Annotated in this window: 16 protein-coding genes; 7 read left to right on the forward strand and 9 right to left on the reverse strand. The window is 71.1% G+C overall.

What is annotated here, in order from left to right:
• Window positions 1-18: 18 nt before the first annotated feature.
• The 5 genes from C1737_RS13910 to C1737_RS13930 all read right to left on the reverse strand — a co-directional run bounded on the left by C1737_RS13910 (window position 19) and on the right by C1737_RS13930 (window position 4,946).
• Window positions 19-615 carry an ATP/GTP-binding protein gene (locus C1737_RS13910; RefSeq protein WP_369807527.1) on the reverse strand — a complete coding sequence of 199 codons (597 nt, stop codon included), beginning with the start codon at window positions 613-615 and terminating at the stop codon, window positions 19-21.
• Window positions 596-967, reverse strand: coding sequence for a DUF742 domain-containing protein (locus C1737_RS13915; RefSeq protein WP_067922144.1), 372 nt, complete (start codon window positions 965-967; stop codon window positions 596-598). The genes C1737_RS13910 and C1737_RS13915 overlap by 20 nt, the downstream gene beginning before the upstream one ends.
• A gap of 6 nt (window positions 968-973) precedes the next feature.
• Window positions 974-1,372: a serine protease inhibitor gene (locus C1737_RS13920; protein ID WP_067922147.1), complete on the reverse strand. Its 399-nt coding sequence runs from the start codon at window positions 1,370-1,372 to the stop codon at window positions 974-976.
• A complete protein-coding gene (locus C1737_RS13925) occupies window positions 1,369-4,089 on the reverse strand; it encodes a sensor histidine kinase (protein WP_199182970.1) in 2,721 nt (906 codons plus the stop codon). The genes C1737_RS13920 and C1737_RS13925 overlap by 4 nt, the downstream gene beginning before the upstream one ends.
• 251 nt (window positions 4,090-4,340) lie before the next feature.
• On the reverse strand, window positions 4,341-4,946 hold the full coding sequence (locus C1737_RS13930; RefSeq protein ID WP_068099050.1) for a bifunctional 2-polyprenyl-6-hydroxyphenol methylase/3-demethylubiquinol 3-O-methyltransferase UbiG: 606 nt from the start codon (window positions 4,944-4,946) through the stop codon (window positions 4,341-4,343).
• A 17-nt stretch (window positions 4,947-4,963) separates the two neighbouring features.
• Here C1737_RS13930 and C1737_RS13935 point away from each other — a divergent pair, with 17 nt between their 5' ends.
• Entirely contained in the window at window positions 4,964-5,428 is a 465-nt protein-coding gene (locus C1737_RS13935) for a tRNA (cytidine(34)-2'-O)-methyltransferase (RefSeq protein WP_067922156.1), read from the forward strand.
• Here C1737_RS13935 and C1737_RS13940 read toward each other — a convergent pair whose 3' ends face one another.
• The 3 genes from C1737_RS13940 to C1737_RS13950 all read right to left on the reverse strand — a co-directional run bounded on the left by C1737_RS13940 (window position 5,429) and on the right by C1737_RS13950 (window position 9,960).
• Window positions 5,429-6,073, reverse strand: a complete 645-nt coding sequence (locus tag C1737_RS13940) for a nitroreductase family protein (RefSeq protein WP_102418677.1) — start codon at window positions 6,071-6,073, stop codon at window positions 5,429-5,431. It abuts the gene before it with no gap.
• Between the two features lie 145 nt (window positions 6,074-6,218).
• On the reverse strand, window positions 6,219-6,566 hold the full coding sequence (locus C1737_RS13945) for a hypothetical protein (RefSeq protein ID WP_067919056.1): 348 nt from the start codon (window positions 6,564-6,566) through the stop codon (window positions 6,219-6,221).
• Window positions 6,567-6,642: 76 nt separating this feature from the next.
• Window positions 6,643-9,960 carry an error-prone DNA polymerase gene (locus C1737_RS13950; protein WP_102418678.1) on the reverse strand — a complete coding sequence of 1,106 codons (3,318 nt, stop codon included), beginning with the start codon at window positions 9,958-9,960 and terminating at the stop codon, window positions 6,643-6,645.
• Window positions 9,961-10,124: 164 nt separating this feature from the next.
• On the opposite strand from C1737_RS13950, the gene C1737_RS13955 reads away from it, so the two are divergent.
• Both C1737_RS13955 and otsB read left to right on the forward strand, forming a co-directional pair.
• On the forward strand, window positions 10,125-11,471 hold the full coding sequence (locus C1737_RS13955; RefSeq protein WP_102418679.1) for a wax ester/triacylglycerol synthase domain-containing protein: 1,347 nt from the start codon (window positions 10,125-10,127) through the stop codon (window positions 11,469-11,471).
• A gap of 41 nt (window positions 11,472-11,512) precedes the next feature.
• Complete coding sequence (gene otsB, locus C1737_RS13960; protein ID WP_102418680.1) at window positions 11,513-12,640, forward strand: trehalose-phosphatase; 1,128 nt, start codon at window positions 11,513-11,515, stop codon at window positions 12,638-12,640.
• Here the strand turns inward: otsB and C1737_RS13965 are convergent.
• Window positions 12,637-13,509, reverse strand: coding sequence for a MaoC/PaaZ C-terminal domain-containing protein (locus C1737_RS13965; RefSeq protein ID WP_102418681.1), 873 nt, complete (start codon window positions 13,507-13,509; stop codon window positions 12,637-12,639). The genes otsB and C1737_RS13965 overlap by 4 nt on opposite strands.
• 83 nt (window positions 13,510-13,592) lie before the next feature.
• Here C1737_RS13965 and C1737_RS13970 point away from each other — a divergent pair, with 83 nt between their 5' ends.
• From C1737_RS13970 to C1737_RS13985, 4 genes are all read left to right on the forward strand, one after another.
• A complete protein-coding gene (locus C1737_RS13970; RefSeq protein ID WP_102418682.1) occupies window positions 13,593-14,306 on the forward strand; it encodes a histidine phosphatase family protein in 714 nt (237 codons plus the stop codon).
• Between the two features lie 148 nt (window positions 14,307-14,454).
• Window positions 14,455-16,449, forward strand: coding sequence for an SDR family oxidoreductase (locus C1737_RS13975; RefSeq protein ID WP_102418683.1), 1,995 nt, complete (start codon window positions 14,455-14,457; stop codon window positions 16,447-16,449).
• Between the two features lie 49 nt (window positions 16,450-16,498).
• Window positions 16,499-16,921 carry a VOC family protein gene (locus C1737_RS13980; RefSeq protein ID WP_199182838.1) on the forward strand — a complete coding sequence of 141 codons (423 nt, stop codon included), beginning with the start codon at window positions 16,499-16,501 and terminating at the stop codon, window positions 16,919-16,921.
• A gap of 49 nt (window positions 16,922-16,970) precedes the next feature.
• Window positions 16,971-17,714, forward strand: a complete 744-nt coding sequence (locus C1737_RS13985) for a 2OG-Fe dioxygenase family protein (RefSeq protein ID WP_102419947.1) — start codon at window positions 16,971-16,973, stop codon at window positions 17,712-17,714.
• Window positions 17,715-17,727: the final 13 nt, after the last annotated feature.

Raw genomic sequence — 17,727 nt, forward strand, 5'->3', positions numbered from 1 at the left:
ACCCGCTTCGCAACTCCGTCAATTGGCCGTCAGGCTGGCCAGGGCGTATTCGCTGACCGCGATCAGCGCGTCGGTCGCCGACCGGCGATCGCGGGCGTCGACCGTGATCACCGGGATGTGCGCGGGTAAGGTCAGCGCCTCGCGCACCTCCGCGACGGGATAGCGAGGCGAACCGTCGAACTCGTTGACCGCGACCAGGAACGGCAGGTTGCGGTGCTCGAAGAAGTCGACCGCGGCAAAGCTGTCCTCCAGCCGCCGGCAGTCCACCAGGACGATCGCCCCGATGGCGCCGCGAACCAGGTCGTCCCACATGAACCAGAACCGCCGCTGGCCCGGCGTGCCGAACAGGTAGAGCACCAGGTCTTCGTCCAGGGTGATCCGGCCGAAGTCCATCGCGACCGTGGTGGTCCGCTTGTCCGGGGTGGCCTCCAGCGCGTCGACCGAGGTCGAGGCGTCGGTGAGCATCGCCTCGGTGCGCAACGGCATGATCTCCGACACCGCCCCGACGAACGTCGTCTTGCCGGCGCCGAATCCGCCCGCGATGACGATCTTGGTCGAGGCGTGGGCTCCGTCTTGTCCCACCTCGGGGGGCGCCTCAGAGTGCCTTAAGGCCACGCAGCGTCCTTCCTATCAGTTCGTGTCGCTCATCTCTGGTCGAACGCTCGGACAACGTCTTGTGCACCCGAAGGTAGCCGGACAACACGAGATCACCGACCAGGACGCGCGTGACGCCGAGCGGAAGATCCAGCCGGGCAGAGATTTCCGCGACCGACGGGCTGCCGACGCACAACTGGATGATCTTGCCTTTCGCGTCCTCGGGGAGCCACTTGTGAACCAGGCCGGCCTGCAGCGTCTGGATCGGCGCTTCCACGGGAAGGTCGACGTCGGTGCCGGTCCGCCCGGCCGTCAGGGTGTACGGGCGGACCAGATTCCCTCTACGCGCGGTCGGCCGGGGCTCGGGTTCCATCGCGGCTCACGAGACGCCGGACCGGCGGGTGGACTGCACCACGCCCCCGACCCGTTCTACCAGGATGGCCATCTCGTAGCCGATTTGACCGATGTCGCACGACGTCGCGGCCAGGGTGGCCAGATGCGAGCCGTCGCCCACGCGCATCAGCAGCAGGTAGCCGTGCTGCATCTCGACCACCGACTGCAGCACCTGTCCGCCCTCGAACAGCTGCGCGGCGCCGGTCGCGAGGCTGGCCAGGCCGGAGGCGACGGCGGCCAGCTGGTCGGCGCGCTCGCGCGGAAGATGCTCGCTGGCCGCGATGGGCAGCCCGTCGACGGAGACCAGCAGGGCGTGCGCCACGCCGGGGACCTCGCGGGCGAACCGCGTCACCAGCCAATCCAGTGAATTGCCGGGTGACGTCATTCTTGATCGGATCTTTGTTCACGGGCGTGCGACCGGCCGGTGCGCACCCCGCCGAAGTGGCTGCTGAACGACGCGCGAACCGCCTCGGGATCGCGCCCCGCGGCCGCGTGCTGGGGCTCCCGCACGGCGGACGGCTGGTCCTGCTGGGGCGCGTCGTTGCCGTTGGCCGCGCCGGGCACCAGCCGGGCGCCGGGAGTGCGGACCGGCAGGCCGTGCTCGGCGGTGCGCGACTCGACGGGCTTGTCCTCGGCCGCGGCGGCCAGGGTCCAGCCGCGGTCCCACACCGACTGCCAGTCCAGGTCGGGACTGTTGACCAGGTCGTGCGGATCGCCCAGCATCTCCGACAGCATCCGCCGGTAGATCACGTCGTCGTCGGCCGGGGTGGCCGCGCTGTGCGGGGCGGCCGGAATCGACGGATCGGGTCCGCTCGGGACCGGCGCGGCCGGCTTGTCGGCCTCCCGGGACCGCGCGGCGAAGAACGCCGACGTGTCCGACGCCGTCCGCGCGGGTTTGGGCTCCGGCTCCGCGGGGGCCACCGGGGTAGCCGGCTTGGCCGGGGTCCCGCTCTCCCACCACGGGGTGGGCAGCTCGCGCCGGGGCCGCGCGGGCTGCTGCTCGGCGGGTTGGGCCGGCACGTCGGTGATGCCGCTGGAACCGGGGTTGCGGCGCGGCAAGAGCGTGACCGGCGGCACGGAGCTGTCGTCGGCGGCGGTGCGGACCGCCGGCTCGGGCGCCCGTTCCTCGGCGACGTCCGGGGCGCTGGGTGCCGAGACGGCCCTGATCCGCGCGACGCGGACCGGCTGGCCGGGGCCCTCGAGGATGGCGGGCGGCAGGTAGATCTCGGCGGTGGTGCCGGGGCCCGCCTCGTTGGCCGCCGGGCCGCGCAGCCCGACCCGGATGCCGTGGCGGGCCGCGATCCGGCCGACCACGAACAGGCCCATGTGGCGGGCGTTGTCGGGGCTGACCTCGCCCCCGGCCTGCAGCCGCATGTTGGCGATGCGCCGATCGGTGTCGTTCATGCCCAGGCCGGAGTCGGCGATCCGCACCACGACCCCCCCGTCCCCGCCGCGGGCCGCCGAGACCCGCACGGGCGTCGAGGGCGGCGAATAGCGCAGGGCGTTGTCGATCAGCTCGGCGAACAGGTGGATCGCGCCACCCGCGGCCGCGCCGATCAGCGTGCTGTTGTCGGGCAGTCCCGCGATCTCGACGCGGCGGTAGTCCTCGACCTCGGACACCGCCGCGTTGAGCACCGTCGCCAGCGGCACCGGGTCACGCTGGTCGCGGGCGAGCTGCGCGCCGGCCAGCACCAGCAGGTTGGCGCTGTTGCGGCGCAGCCGGGCCGCGAGGTGGTCCAGCCGGAACAGGCTGTCCAGGCGTTCGGGGTCCTCCTCGTTGCGCTCGAGCCGGTCGATGAGCGACAGCTGCTGGTCGACCAGCGAGCGGCTGCGCCGCGACATGGTCTCGAACATGTCGTTGACCAGCAGCCGCAGCCGCGCCTCGTCGCCGGCCAGCAGCAGGGCCTGGGTGTGCAGTTCGTCGACGGCGTGGGCGACCTGGCCGATCTCCTCGGTGGTGTACACGGGCAGCGGTTCCGGCGTCGGCTCGGCCCCGCCCGCCTTGACCCGCGCGATCTCCTCCTCGAGGTCGGTGTGAGCGACCTTGAGGGCGCCGTCACGCAGGACGCGCAGCGGCCGCACCAGGGCGCGCGCCACCAGCAGCACGACACCCAGCGCGATGACGATGGCGGTCAGCACCACGACGGTGTCGACGATGGCGGAGTTGCGCTTGTCGGCGGCCTGGGCGTGCACGGACTTGGTCACCGACGCGGTGGCGTCCTTGATGACCTGGTCGGCGATCTCGTCGGTGGTCTGGATCGAGCGCAGCAGGTCGGCGTTGTCGACGAGCACGCTGGCCGGGTCGGACATGATCGCCAGCCGGGTCACCAGCTGCTGCTGCAGCGTCTTGGCTTCGGGCGAACCGGCGCCGAGGACTTCGCTCATCCCGAACAGCGTCGACGGCTCGGTTCCGGCCAGGGTGATCATCGACGTCCGCAGCTGCGGTTCGGGCAGGTCGGCGCCGCGGGTGACGAGGACATTCTGCATCGTCATCTGCCCGCGGGCCCCGACCGCCCGGCTCAGCCCCTGGGTTTGGGCGCGGATCTTCTCGTCGTCGACCCGTACCGACGCGTTGATGACGTCCTCCGCGGTCAGCAGGATCGGGGCGTACAGGGTCACGCGTTCGCGCAAACCGAGGCCGTTGTCGGTCGCCTTGGTGACCAGCATCTGGCCGCCGTCGAGCAGGTTGTTCACTCCCGATCGGACTTCGGGGCTCACGTCGGTGTCGCGCAGCCGCGTGTCCAGTTCGTACTTGCGGGCCTCGAAGTTCTTCTTGGCCCCCTCGACGTCGCGCCCGGTGCTGCCCGCCACCAGGGCGACATCGAGGGCCGACATGTACTTGGTGATCACCGGCACCACGTCGGCGCGGGCCGCAGCCAGCCGCAGGGCACTCGAGTTCGCCATCGCGGCCTCGATGCGCAGCGCCCCGAACACCGTTGCCAGCAGCAGCGGGACGAGCACGATCGCCAGGACCTTCCACCCGACCGGCCAGTTGCTCAGCGACCAGGTCCGGGGGCGTTTGCCCGGCGCCGCGTCGGCGGCGCGGGGCGGTGCGGATTCGGGGGCGGCCGCCTCGGCCGGGTTGGCCGGGCGGGCGAACATGGTCACGTCGCCACGGCCGCGTGACCGGCCGCTGCGCTAATGGTCAGCGCTCGAGAAAACGAGAGGCTCATGAGACTTCCTGCTTAATCCACCCGTGCCACGCCAGATGGGCGCGAGCGCGTCAACGTGGCAATCCGACGAGTATGACAGCCCGCGGCCCGGGCCACCAGAATCCGTACTGAGCAGACAGGCCTCTCCAAGGTGGACCGGCGCGCGGACGCACGACTCTGGCAAACGCGCCCGTCAAGGTTTCAGGCCGGCCGCAGGACGGCGACGAGGAAATCGGAGTCATCGGTGAACGGTCGCAGGTCCCAGGTGGACAGCAGCAGATCGGGCGCGAACCCGGCCGAAGCCGCGTCGTCGAGGAACGTGGCGAACGCGTAGTCGCGGCCGGCGCCGAAGCCGATCGCCGCCCGACCGCCGTCGGCGAGGTGCGCGCGCAGCCGGCTCAGCACCCGGCCCCGCGTGCTCGGGGCCAGGAACGCCATGACGTTACCGGCCGACACGATCACGTCGAACGGTTCGGGGATGCCGCGGGCGGGCAGGTCGAGCTCGGCGAGGTCGCCGACCAGCCAGCGCGGGCCGGGATGGTCGTGCTCGGCCGCCTCGATCAGCGCCGGGTCGACGTCGACGCCGACGACGTGGTGTCCGGCGGCGGCCAGGTGCCCGCCCAGGCGGCCGGGGCCGCAGCCGGCGTCGAGAATGTGGGCGCCGCGGGGCGCCATCGCGTCCACGAAGCGGGCCTCGCCGGCCAGGTCGTCACCCGCGCGGGCCATCGCCCGGAACCGCTCGATGTACCAATGCGAATGTCCTGGATCGGCAGCGACTTTCTGCATCCAGAGGCTCTGCTCGACCATGCGACCATTATCGCGTTGTGTTCAAGCTGATGTTTTACTCCCCGCGCATTCCCCCGAACACGGGCAACGCCATCCGGACGGCGGCGGCCACTGGCTGCGAACTGCATCTGGTCGAGCCGCTGGGGTTCGACCTGTCCGAGCCCCAGCTCCGGCGGGCCGGGCTGGACTACCACGACCTGGCGTCGGTCACGGTCCACCCGTCGTTACCGGCCGCGTGGGACGCGCTGATGCCGGCGCGGGTGTTCGCGTTCACCGCGCAATCGACCACGCGGTTCTCCGACATCGGCTACCGCCCCGGCGACGTGTTGATGTTCGGGCCCGAGCCCGACGGGCTGGACGACGCGACGCTGGCCGACCCGCACGTCACCGAGCGGGTGCGCATACCGATGCTGGCGGGCCGCCGCTCGTTGAACCTGTCGAACGCCGCGGCCGTCGCGGTCTACGAGGCCTGGCGGCAGCACGGCTATTCGGGCGCGGTCTAGTTACCAGGCGTTCCAGTGCGTGACCTGCTCGGCGGGCAGCCGCTTGGCGGGGCGGAAGTCGGTGCCCTTGGTGTAGGCGATCGGGAACAACCCGCCCTGGCTGTACTTGTCGTAGGGGATGCCCAGCACGTCGGCCACCTGCTGCTCGCCGTCGCGGAGCAGGTGCAGCGTCGTCCAGCACGAGCCCAGCCCGCGGGAGCGCAGCGCCAGGCAGAAACTCCAGACCGCCGGGAACAGCGAGGCCCAGAACGACACCCCACCCACGGGGCTCTGGTCGTCGCGGCCTTCGATGCAGGGGATCAACAGCACCGGCGCCTCGTGCATGTGCTCGGCGAGGTAGGTCGCGGAGTCGCGCACCTTGCCCATCCGCTCGCCGCGGGTGTCCCCCTCGCCGTATTGCGGCGCCGGCGCGCTCAGGTAGTCGCGGGCGTTGGCCAGGTACACGTCGGCGATCGCCTTCTTCTTCTCGGCGTCCTCGACGAACACCCATTGCCAGCCTTGCGAATTGGAGCCCGTGGGCGCCTGCAGCGCGAGTTCGAGGCATTCCATCAACACCTCGCGTCCGACCGGCTTGTCGAAGTCCAGGCGTTTGCGGACCGAGCGGGTGGTGGTGAGGACTTCGTCGACGGACAAGTTGAGGGTCATGCTTGGAGACTACCGAGGCGGTTGATGGCCGCCCCTACGGCGTCTCAGGCACCGAGCGTGCATCCTCGGTGAAAATTCGGCCAAAATTGCGCAGTCAGTGCACGTTCGACGCGGAAGCGCCGTCGTCTCGTCGCGCTCGGTCGGGTCAGGGCGGGGGCGGCGGGGTTGGCTGGTCGGGCGGAATCGCCCCGCCGCAGCCACCGGGCGGTGGCGGACCCGGGAGGGGTTCGTCGCCACCGACGCAGTCGTAGTAGAACTGGGGGCCGACGATCCAGGTCTTCATCCACTGGTGCCAAAACGACCCGTCGGGGTACTTCTCGCCGTCGCACACGGCCAAATTGCCGTAACCCCATCGACCGCCCGGGCAGTAGCCCTTCGTCATGTCGGGCTGGTGCGGGTCGGGCGGATCGGCGCTGGCAACCGCGATTGGAAGAACAAGCGCCGCAGCACAACCCAGCATCGCAGCGCCAAGGCGACTACGGTTGAATGTCATTTCGACTCCCTAATCTGGATAAGCCGCAGCGATGAGGCGATAGTTTACGGCGCATGCGGATGGGCGATGTCGATTTCTAGCGAAAGTCGCGGGACTTCGACCCGACGGCCAGGGTGATGCGGCCCAGCCGCTCGGCGACGACGGTGACAGCGCCGCTGGCGTTTTGGACCTGGCCGCGCACCAGCATCGCCGGCGCGCTGTTGGCCAGCTTGCGGTGCCGCGCCCACACCGCAGGCGTGCAGAGCACGTTGACCATTCCCGTCTCATCCTCGAGGTTGAGAAACGTCACCCCCTGGGCCGTCCCGGGCCGCTGCCGGTGGGTCACCGCGCCGGCGATCAGCACGCGGTCACCGTCGGGCACGTCCAGCAGCCTCTCGGCGGGCACCACACCCATCGCGTCCAGGTCGGCCCGCAGGAACTGCGTCGGGTAGCTGTCCGGGGAGACGCCGGTGGCCCACACGTCGGCGGCGGCCAGCTCCAGCTCGCTCATCCCGGGCAGCGCAGGGACGTGCGAGGACGAGCCCACGCCGGGCAACCGGTCCGGCCGTTGGGTGGCCGCGGCCCCGGCCGCCCACAGCGCCTCGCGCCGCGACATGCCGAAGCAGCCCAGCGCGCCGGCCGTCGCCAGCGCCTCGGTCTGCGGCACGCTCAGTTGCAGCCGGGCCGTCAGGTCCAGCAGGGAAGCGAACGGGCCGTTGGCCTTTCGCTCCTGCACCAACCGCTCGGCGAGGTCGTCGCCGATGTAGCGCACGGCGCCCAGACCGAGCCGGACCTCGGTGCCCGCGTTCTCGAGCGTGGCGTGGGCCAGGCTGGCGTTGACGTCCGGGCCGTGCACCGTCACTCCGTGCCGGCGCGCGTCGGCCACCAGCGACTGCGGCGAATAGAAACCCATCGGCTGCGCGCGCAGCAGCGCCGCGCAGAACGCCGCCGGGTGGTGCAGCTTGAACCACGACGAGTAGAACACCAGCGACGCGAAACTCAGCGCGTGACTTTCCGGGAAGCCGAAATTGGCGAAGGCTTCCAGCTTTTCGTAGGTCCGGTCGATCACCTCATCGGGCGCGCCGTGCAGCGCGCGCATGCCGTCGTAGAACCGCCCGCGCAGCCGCCGCATGCGTTCGGTCGAACGCTTGGAGCCCATGGCGCGGCGCAGCTGGTCGGCCTCGGCGGCGGAAAACCCGGCGCAGTCGACCGCGAGTTGCATCAGCTGCTCCTGAAAGAGCGGCACCCCCAGCGTCTTTCGCAGTGCCGGCTCCATGGACGGGTGGTCGTAGACCACCGGGTCCAGCCCGTTGCGCCGCCGGATGTAGGGGTGCACAGACCCGCCCTGGATGGGCCCGGGACGGATCAGCGCGACCTCGACCACCAGGTCGTAGAAGATCCGCGGCTTCAGCCGCGGCAGGGTGGCCATCTGCGCGCGTGACTCGACCTGGAACACGCCGACGGAATCGGCGCGGGCCAGCATCTCGTACACCGCGGGTTCGGAGAGGTCGAGCCGGGCCAGGTCGACCTCGATCCCCTTGTGCTCGGCCACCAGGTCGATCGCGTAGTGCAGCGCGGACAGCATGCCCAGCCCGAGCAGGTCGAATTTCACCAAACCGATTGCCGCACAGTCGTCCTTGTCCCACTGCAACACGCTGCGGTTCTCCATGCGCGCCCACTCCACCGGGCACACGTCGGCGATCGGGCGGTCGCAGATCACCATGCCACCGGAGTGAATGCCCATGTGCCGAGGCAGGTTCCGGATCTGGTTGGCCAGCTCGACCACCGCCGGCGGGATGCCCTCTAGAACATCCGAGTCGGGCGAGGCAGGGTCCAGCCCGTCCCAGTGGCCGAGCTGCTTGCTCCAGGCGTCCTGCTGCCCCTGCGAGAAGCCCAGGGCGCGGGCCATGTCGCGCACCGCGATCCGGCCCCGGTAGGTGATGACGTTGGCGACCTGGGCGGCGTAGTCGCGGCCGTATTTGTCGTAGACGTACTGGATGACCTTTTCGCGCTGGTCGGACTCGATGTCCATGTCGATGTCGGGCGGCCCGTCGCGGGCGGGCGACAGGAAGCGCTCGAACAGCAGCTCGTTGGCCACCGGGTCCACCGCGGTGACACCCAGGGCGTAACAGACCGAGGAGTTGGCCGCCGATCCCCTGCCCTGACACAGGATGTTGTTTTCCCGGCAAAACCGGGCGATGTCGTGGACCACCAGAAAGTAGCCCGGAAACCGCAGCTGCGCAATCACTTTAAGCTCGTGTTCGATCTGGGCGTACGCGCGCGGCGCGGCGTCGGGCAGCCCGTAGCGGTCACGCGCGCCCGTCATGGTCAGCTGCCGCAGCCAGCTGTCCTCGGTGTGCCCGCCGGGCACGTCGAAGGGCGGCAGCTGCGGGGCGATCAACGCCAGCCCGAACGCGCACTGTTCGCCGAGCTCGGCGGCGGCGCTCACCGCGTCGGGGCACCAGGCGAACAGCCGGGCCATCTCCTCGCCGGACCGCAGGTGCGAGCCCCCCAGCGGGGCCAGCCACCCGGCGGCGGCGTCCAGGGACTGCCGCGCCCGGATGGCGCCCATCGCCATGGCCAGCCGGCGCCGCGACGGGCCCGCGAAATGCGCACCGGTGGTGGCGACGACGCCGACACCGAAGCGCGGCGCGATCCCGGCCAGCGCCGCGTTGCGCTCGTCGTCGAGGGGTTGACCGTGGTGGGTCAGCTCGATGCTGACCCTTTGCGAGCCGAACCGGTCCACCAGGTCGGCCAGCGCGCGGGCCGCCGCGTCCGGGCCGCCGTCGGAAAGGGCTTGGCGGACATGGCCTTTGCGGCATCCGGTCAGGATGTGCCAGTGCCCGCCGGCGGCCTCGGTCAGCGCGTCGATCCCGTAGCGCGGCTTGCCCTTCTCCCCGCCGGCCAGGTGCGCCGCGGCCAGCTGACGGGACAGCCGCCGGTAGCCTTCCGGGCCGCGGGCCAGCACCAGCAGGTGCGGGCCAGGCGGGTCAGGGGCCTCGGTGCGGGCTGTGGATCTTTGCGAGGGCCCCAACGACAGTTCCGCGCCGAACACGGTGCGCAGCTCGAGTTCGGCGGCCGCCTCGGCGAACCGCACCGCCCCGTACAGGCCGTCGTGGTCGGTCAGCGCCAGGGCGCGCAACCCCAGCCGGGCGGCCTCCTCCACCAGCTCCTCCGGCGTACCGGCCCCGTCGAGAAAGCTGAACGCCGAATGCGCGTGCAGCTCGGCATACGGAACGGAATGAGTGACGGACGAGCGGGCCGCCCGGGTACCGTCCGGCGGCCGGTACGTTCCGCGCTTGGGCGACAGGGGGGCATCCTCCCCTGGCGCCACCGGCACGCCGGCATGGCGCGGCTTGCCGTTGAGCACCCGCTCCATCTCCGCCCAGCTCGGCGGGCCATTAAACCAACCCACGGTTCGCAGTCTATCGAAAATATGTTCGAATTGCCTCCCGCCTGCGCCAACCGTTGTTAAACCGATCTTCAACTCCTAAACAAGGTCTTAACGCCGCGTGCCTACCGCGGAAGCGGGGCAGGGCAGACACTGGTAACCGGGCGAAATTTCCGGCGGGGGCGAGCATGGCGCAGGTGAGGGTATTGGATACGGCACTCCTGAAGGCTCAGGATCCCGACCAGCACGCCGGCCTGGCGATCGGCGCGGTGGCCATCGTCGATGGCGGCGCACCCGATTACCGCCGCCTCGAATGCCTTCTGGCCGAACGCATTCGGTCGATACCCCGCTGCACGCAATTGCTGCGGCCCCACCCGGCGCACCACGAGTGGGTCGACTGCCCGGGATTCGACCTCGGCCGCCACGTGCGCCGGGTGGCGATCCCCCGGCCGGGTGACGAGGCCGAGCTGGCCGCGGCCATCGCCCACGCCCTCGAGCGACCCCTACGCCCGGACCGTCCGCCGTGGGAATGCTGGGTGATAGAAGGCCTGAAGGGCAACCGCTGGGCGATCCTGATGAAGACCCATCACCGCCTGACGGACGGCAACTCGCCCGCGCAGCTGCTCACCCGGCTGTGCGACGACGCCGACGCCGCCGCCTTCGCCAACACCCCTGCCGCCGAACCCGTTTCGCGCGCGCCACGGCGCCGAAACGACTGGCCCGACGCGCTGTGGCGGATGTCCTGGACCGCGACCGGCGCCGTCCTCGGCGCGGTCTGGCCCGCCTTGCGGACACACGACCGGGCCGCCGTCCTGCGGCGCTACGCCACGGTGCGCGTCCCGATCGCCGACGTCGACCGGGTCTGCCGCAGGTTCGGTGCCACCGTCAACGACGTCGCGCTCGCCGCCACCGCCGAGGGCTTCCGCACGGTCCTGCTCGGCCGCGGCGAGGAACCGCGGGCGGACTCGCTGCGCGCCCTGGTGCCGACGCCGGTCCGGTCACCGTACCTGCCCGTCGAACACGACGACCCGGTCCAGCGGTTGCGCACCGTGCAGACCCGCTGGGGCGCCGGGGGAACCGACCCCACACCGTCCGGCGGCATCGTCGAGGCGGCGCTCAACTGCCTGCCGAACATGGTGCGCGACGGCGTGATCCAACTGCTGTCGCGACTGCCGCAGCGTCCCATCGTGACGTTGACCACGAACGCGCCTGGGCCGCGGCACCGGCTGCGGCTGATGGGTCAGACGATGGAGCGCGTGCTGCCCATCCCGCCGACCGCCGTCGAGTTGAGCACCGGGGTCGCGGTGCTCAGCTACGGCGACGAACTCGTGTTCGGTATCACCGCCGAGCGCGGCGCCGCGTTCGACGTCAAACAATTGGCCGCCGGCATCGAGCTCGGCATGGCACGCCTCGTCGCGCTCAGCCAGGACTCGGTCCTGCTGTTCGGCGATCGTCGCCGCAAGCGTTCCCACCGCGCCTTCCCCGGCCGCACACCGGGGCCGCGCCCGCCTTTCCCGGGACAAGCGCGGCACTGACCCACTCCCGGCCGGACCGATCCTCGTGAGAAGGTTGGGTCATGCCACAGTCGGGGTCGGTCGTCATCGATCCGCGTCGCCACGACGCGGTGCTGTTCGACGCGCCAGAGCCCGCGCTGGACGGCCGGTTGCATGAGATCGGCGTGGCCACCGCCGTTTTCTCCTCGGCCGAGGACCTGTCGAGGGCTGCCGACGACGTCGGCGCGCTCCCCGGGCGGGGCGTGGTCGTCACGACCCACGAAGCGGTCGTCAAGGCCGCGCGCGCCGGCGGGTTCGCGTTGGTCATCGGCGTCGGGCACGGTGACGCGCTGGCAGACGCCGGCGCGGATGCGGTCGTCGCCGACGCTCGCGGGGTCACGGTGCGCACCGGGGACCTCCGGATGTCGCAGCTGCCCGACGCGCTGACGGTGCTCGACGACCTGGCCGAGCGCAGGCCGGCGGTGTTCTTCGACTTCGACGGCACACTCTCCGACATCGTCAACGACCCCGACGCCGCCGTCCCGGTCGCCGGGGCCACCGAGGCGCTGCGGCAGCTGGCGGCGCGGTGCCCGGTCGCGGTGCTGTCGGGCCGCGATCTGGCCGATGTGACGAAACGTGTTGGCGTTCCCGGGATTTGGTATGCCGGCAGCCATGGTTTCGAGTTGACCGCGCCCGACGGCGCGCACCACCAGAACGACGAGGCGGCGACGGCCGTCCCAGTGCTGGAACACGCGGCCGCCCAGCTGCGGGAGCGGCTGGGCTCCATCCCCGGTGTGGTGGTGGAGCACAAGCGTTTTGGCGTCGCCGTGCACTACCGCAACGCCGCGCGGGACCGCGTCGGCGAGGTGGCGGCCGCCGTGCGCGCGGCGGGCCGTCGCGACGGCCTCCGGGTGACCACCGGACGCGAGGTCATCGAGCTGCGCCCGGACCTGGACTGGGACAAGGGAAAGACGTTGCGCTGGGTGCTCTCTCACCTGACCGAGGCCGAGTCCGGCGCCCTGACGCCGGTCTATCTCGGCGACGACATCACCGATGAGGACGCGTTCGACGCGGTCCGCGACGGCGGGGTGCCGATCCTGGTGCGGCACTACGACGACGGTGACCGCGCCACCGCGGCGCGGTTCGCCCTGGACAGCCCGGCGAAGGCCGGCGAGTTCACCGCCCGCCTGGCGGGCCGGCTGTCGGGCTAGGCCTGGACGTATTCCACCGCGCCGTCGTCGAGCGCCACGCGAGGGCCGGAACCCTCGGCGCCCGAGGCCTCGGTGCGAAAGACCGCCTTGCCCGGTTCGGTGCGCCAGATCAGCGTGGTCAGCGTCTCGCCGGGGAACACCGGTGAGGTGAACCGCGCGTCGATCGACGTGACGTTGGCCGCGACGCCGCCGCCGAGCTCGGCGACCAGCGCGCGACCGGCCACCCCGTAGCTGCACAGCCCGTGCAGGATCGGCTTGGGGAATCCGGCCAGCTCCTTGGCGAACCAGGGATCGCTGTGCAGCGGGTTGCGGTCACCGGACAGCCGGTAGATCAGGGCCTGATCCTCGCGGGTGGGCAGGGCGACGCGGGCGTCCGGCTCGCGGTCCGGGAACTCGGGGGCGATGGGGCGCTGGCCCGGCGATCCGCCGAAACCGCCCGCCTGGCGGATGACCAGCGTGGTCAACGTCTCGGCGATCAGCTCGCCCGAGTCGGGGTCGGTACCCCGGCCGCGCAGCACGATGATGGCGTTCTTGCCCTCGCCCTTGTCCTGAATGTCCGCGACCTCCGAGACCACCGACAGCTTCCCGGCGGGCGGCAGCGGCGCGTGCAGCCGGATGCCCTGCGAGCCGTGCAGCAGGAGGGCGTGGTTGAACGTCCCGATCTTGCCCGCCGCGGCGAAGGCCGGGGAGCAGATCACCGCGTAGGTGGGCAGCACCTGCTGGTCGATGTCGTGGCTGTTCTCGGTGGTGAACGACAGGTCGTCGATGCCGGCGCCGACACCGAGCGCATAGAGCATGGTGTCGCGGTCGGTCCATTCGAACAGCATGGGTTCGGTCACCGCGCCGACGGCACTCGGGTCAATCGCCATCTGAGTCTCCTTCTGACGTATTTTCTCCACCTAACCATCGCAAACCCTTCCCACCGAAGCCGTCGGCAGGGCAGGCTATCGACATGCCGAAGCGCGGGTTGGTCCGGAATGTGTCGAAGGCGGTCGCGGCGCTCACCGCGGCCGTAATCGTCGGCGCCTGTGGCGGATCGCCGCAGGCACGCAGCATCACGGTGACGTTCATCCGGCACGCCGAGTCCGAAGCCAACGCCAGCGGGATCATCGACACCTCGGTGCCGGGGCCCGGCCTGAGCCCGGAGGGCAAGGGGCAGGCCCAGCAGGTCGCCCACCAGGCGGGCCACAAGGACTACGACGGCATCTACGCCTCGACCATGGCCCGAACCCAGCAGACCGCCGCGCCGTTGGCCGCCGAACTGGGCAAGCAGATCGAGGTATTGCAAGGCATCCAGGAGATCAACGCCGGCTGGTTCGAGGGCAAGCCGGTTGCCCAGGAGAACGCGACGTACCTGCTGGCCCCGGCGGACTGGCTCAGGGGCGACGTCCAGGACAGCATCCCCGGGTCGATCAACGGCAAGCAGTTCAACGACGGATTCACCGCGGCCATCCAAAAGGTCTACAACAGCGGCCAGCACAATCCGGTGGTGTTCTCGCACAAGTTCGCCATCGAGTACTGGACGCTGATGAACGCGAGGAACGCCAAGGACACCCTGCTGACCAGTCACCCGCTGCCCAACATCGGGCGCGTGGTGATCACGGGTAACCCGATGACCGGCTGGACTCTGGTGGACTGGGACGGCATCCGCGACTTCCACAGCTAGTTGACGGTGGCGACCCGCCGCGCCCGGCTCACGCCGCGCTTGCGATCGCCACTGGGTTGACGGTGGCGACCCGCCGCGCCCGGCTCACGCCGCGCTTGCGATCGCCACTGGGTTGACGGGGCCCCCGACCACCCGCCACGATGGCTCCATGCGGTATGTCGTTACCGGCGGTACCGGGTTTATTGGTCGCCGCGTCGTGGATCGTCTGCTGGAGACCCGGGCCGACGCGCAGGTGTGGGTGCTGGTGCGCCGGCAGTCGCTGGGCCGCTTCGAGCGGCTGGCGGCCGAATGGGGCGAGCGGGCCAAACCGCTGGTCGCCGGGCTACCGGAGCTGGACCTGACCGACGAGACCCTCGCCGAGCTGGGCCCGGTCGACCACGTCGTGCACTGCGCCGCCGTCTACGACATCACCGCCGGCGAGGCCGAGCAGAAGGCCGTCAACGGCGAAGGGACCCGCGCCGTCATCGAGCTGGCGCGGCGCCTGGGCGCGACGCTGCATCACGTGTCCTCGATCGCGGTGGCGGGCGACTTCCCCGGCGAGTACACCGAGGACGACTTCGACGTCGGCCAGCAGCTGCCGACCCCGTACCACCGGACCAAGTTCGAGGCCGAACAGCTGGTGCGCTCGACGCCCGGGCTGCGTTACCGGATCTACCGCCCGGCGGTGGTGGTGGGCGACTCGCGCACCGGCGAGATGGACAAGGTCGACGGGCCGTACTACTTCTTCGGCGTCTTGTCGGCGCTGGCCGTCCTGCCGAAGCTGACGCCCATCCTGCTGCCCGACACCGGCCGCACCAACATCGTGCCGGTCGATTACGTCGCCGACGCGCTCGTCGCGCTCATGCACACCGAGGGGCGCGACGGTCAGGCGTTCCACCTGACCGCGCCCAAAACCGTTGGGCTGCGCGGGATTTACCGCGGCGTCGCCAAGGCGGCCGGCCTGCCCCCGGCCCGCGGGTCGCTGCCCGGCTCGGTGGCCGCCCCGCTCCTGAAGGCGCGCGGGCGCGCCCGGGTGCTGCGCAACATGGCGGCCACCCAGCTGGGGATCCCGGCCGAGGTCTTCGACCTCGTCGACCTCAAGCCCACCTTCGTCAGCGACAAAACCCGGGAAGCCCTGGCGGGCACCGGGATCGAGGTTCCGGAGTTCGCCGGCTACGCGCCACAGCTGTGGCGGTACTGGGCCGAGCACCTCGACCCCGACCGCGCCCGCCGTAACGATCCGCTGCGCGGCCGGCACGTGATCATCACCGGCGCATCCAGCGGGATCGGCCGGGCGGCGGCGATCGCGGTCGCGGAGCGCGGCGCGACGGTCTTCGCGCTGGCCCGCAGCGCCGACGCGCTGGATCAACTGGTCGCCGACATCCGCGCGGGCGGCGGCGACGCGCACGCGTTCACCTGTGACGTCACCGATTCCACCTCGGTCGAGCACACCATCAAGGACATCCTGGGCCGCTTCGACCACGTCGACTACCTGGTGAACAACGCCGGGCGGTCCATCCGCCGCTCGGTGGTCAACTCGACCGATCGGTTGCACGACTACGAACGGGTGATGGCGGTCAACTACTTCGGCGCGGTGCGGATGGTGCTGGCGCTGCTGCCGCACTGGCGCGAACGCCGTTTCGGCCACGTGGTCAACGTCTCGAGCGCCGGCGTGCAGGCCCGCAACCCGAAGTACAGCTCGTACCTGCCCACCAAGGCGGCGCTGGACGCGTTCGCCGACGTGGTCGGGTCCGAGACGCTGTCCGACCACGTCACGTTCACCAACATCCATATGCCGCTGGTCCGCACGCCGATGATCGCGCCGTCGCACCGGCTCAACCCGGTGCCCGCGATCAGCCCGGAGCACGCGGCCGCGATGGTGGTCCGCGGCCTGGTCGAGAAGCCCGCGCGCATCGACACCCCGCTGGGCACGCTCGCCGAGGTCGGTCACTACTTCGCGCCGCGGACGTCGCGGCGCATCCTGCACCAGCTCTACCTGGGATACCCCGACTCGGCCGCCGCACGCGGCCTGCCCACCGAACCACCCGCGGCCACCCCGGCGCCGCGCAAGCCGAGGCGGCCGGTCCGCGCGGTCACCGGCGGCATCCGGACACCGCGGGGAGTCAAGCGGCTGGTGCGGTTGGTGCCCGGCGTGCATTGGTAGGCGGGACCGCGCTTGAGTCCCGCCCCCGGGCGCGGGGACAATGGTCGGCATGCACCTCGAGGTCCACGTCGTCCCCGTATCGGACGTTGACCGCGCGAGACAGTTCTACGACAGCCTGGGGTGGCGCTTTGACGGCGACACCACGCCAGGACATGGCGTCCGCGTCGTCCAGTTCACGCCGCCGGGCTCGTCCTGCTCGGTCACGTTCGGCGACGGAATCACCCCGTCGGCGCCCGGCTCGGCCCAGGCGGTGCTGACCGTCTCCGACATCGAAGCGGCCCACGACGACCTCCTCCGCCGCGGCGTCGGCGCGAGCGACATGTGGCACGGCGTGCCGTTCCCGGCCGAAGCGCGGCTGCCCGGGCCCGATCCCGAGCACACCAGTTACCAGTCGTACTTCTCCTTCGCCGATCCCGACGGCAACGCGTGGCTGGTCCAAGAGGTCACGACGCGGCTGCCCGGCCGAGACTGACACGGCAGCACAACGTTTCGGGCCCACCCGATTGCGGTATTCCGGCGCGATGACCCGGATTCTTTCCCAGACGCGGGCGGACGCCGACCCGGTGGCCGCGGCGACCCGGCTGGTCGCCACGACGGGCGCGGCGGTGATGAGCGCGTTCGACGTGACGCGGAGCCTGGGCGCCGGCCGCGAGGAGTGGACCCGGTTCGCCCGGCACTGGCAGCAGCTCGGCCCCGATCCCTACGCGGCGGAGCTGGGTGTGCAGCGGCTGCGCCGATACGGCCAGTACTCCTTTCAGGACGGGCTGCTGCGCCCGATGCCCAGGACCACGTTCGCGCAGCCGGAGGACTCCAATCCCCTCTACATCGGCAGGGACCGCGACTTTGAGCCGCTGACCGACGCGTTCGCCCGGGATCGGTTGCTGCACAAGCTGATCGGGTTGTTGGCCCGGGTGGCGGCGGTGCTCGACGACGTGGCGGACTGGAACGTCAAGGTGCATCCGTTCCGGATCCGGTCGTCGACCGACGAGGGCGCCCAGCCCACGCCCGAGGGCATGCACCGCGACGGCGTCACCCTGGTCAGCTCGCTGCTGGTCGGGCGGCGCAACGCCATCGGCGGCGAGAGCACGGTGTGCGACCTGGACGGGCGTCAGTTGCTGGCGACGCCGCTGGTCGAGCCGGGCCCGCTGATGCTGGGCGACGACCGCCGCACCCTGCACGGAGTCTCCCCGATCCGGCCGATCGACGGCTCGGGCCCCGCGCAGCGCGACGTCCTGGTCATCACGTTCGCCTCGGCGTGGCCGTAAGGGTCGGGTGCGC

The sequence above is a fragment of the Mycobacterium sp. 4858 genome (genome assembly GCF_900240975.1).
Classification (GTDB): Bacteria; Actinomycetota; Actinomycetes; order Mycobacteriales; family Mycobacteriaceae; genus Mycobacterium.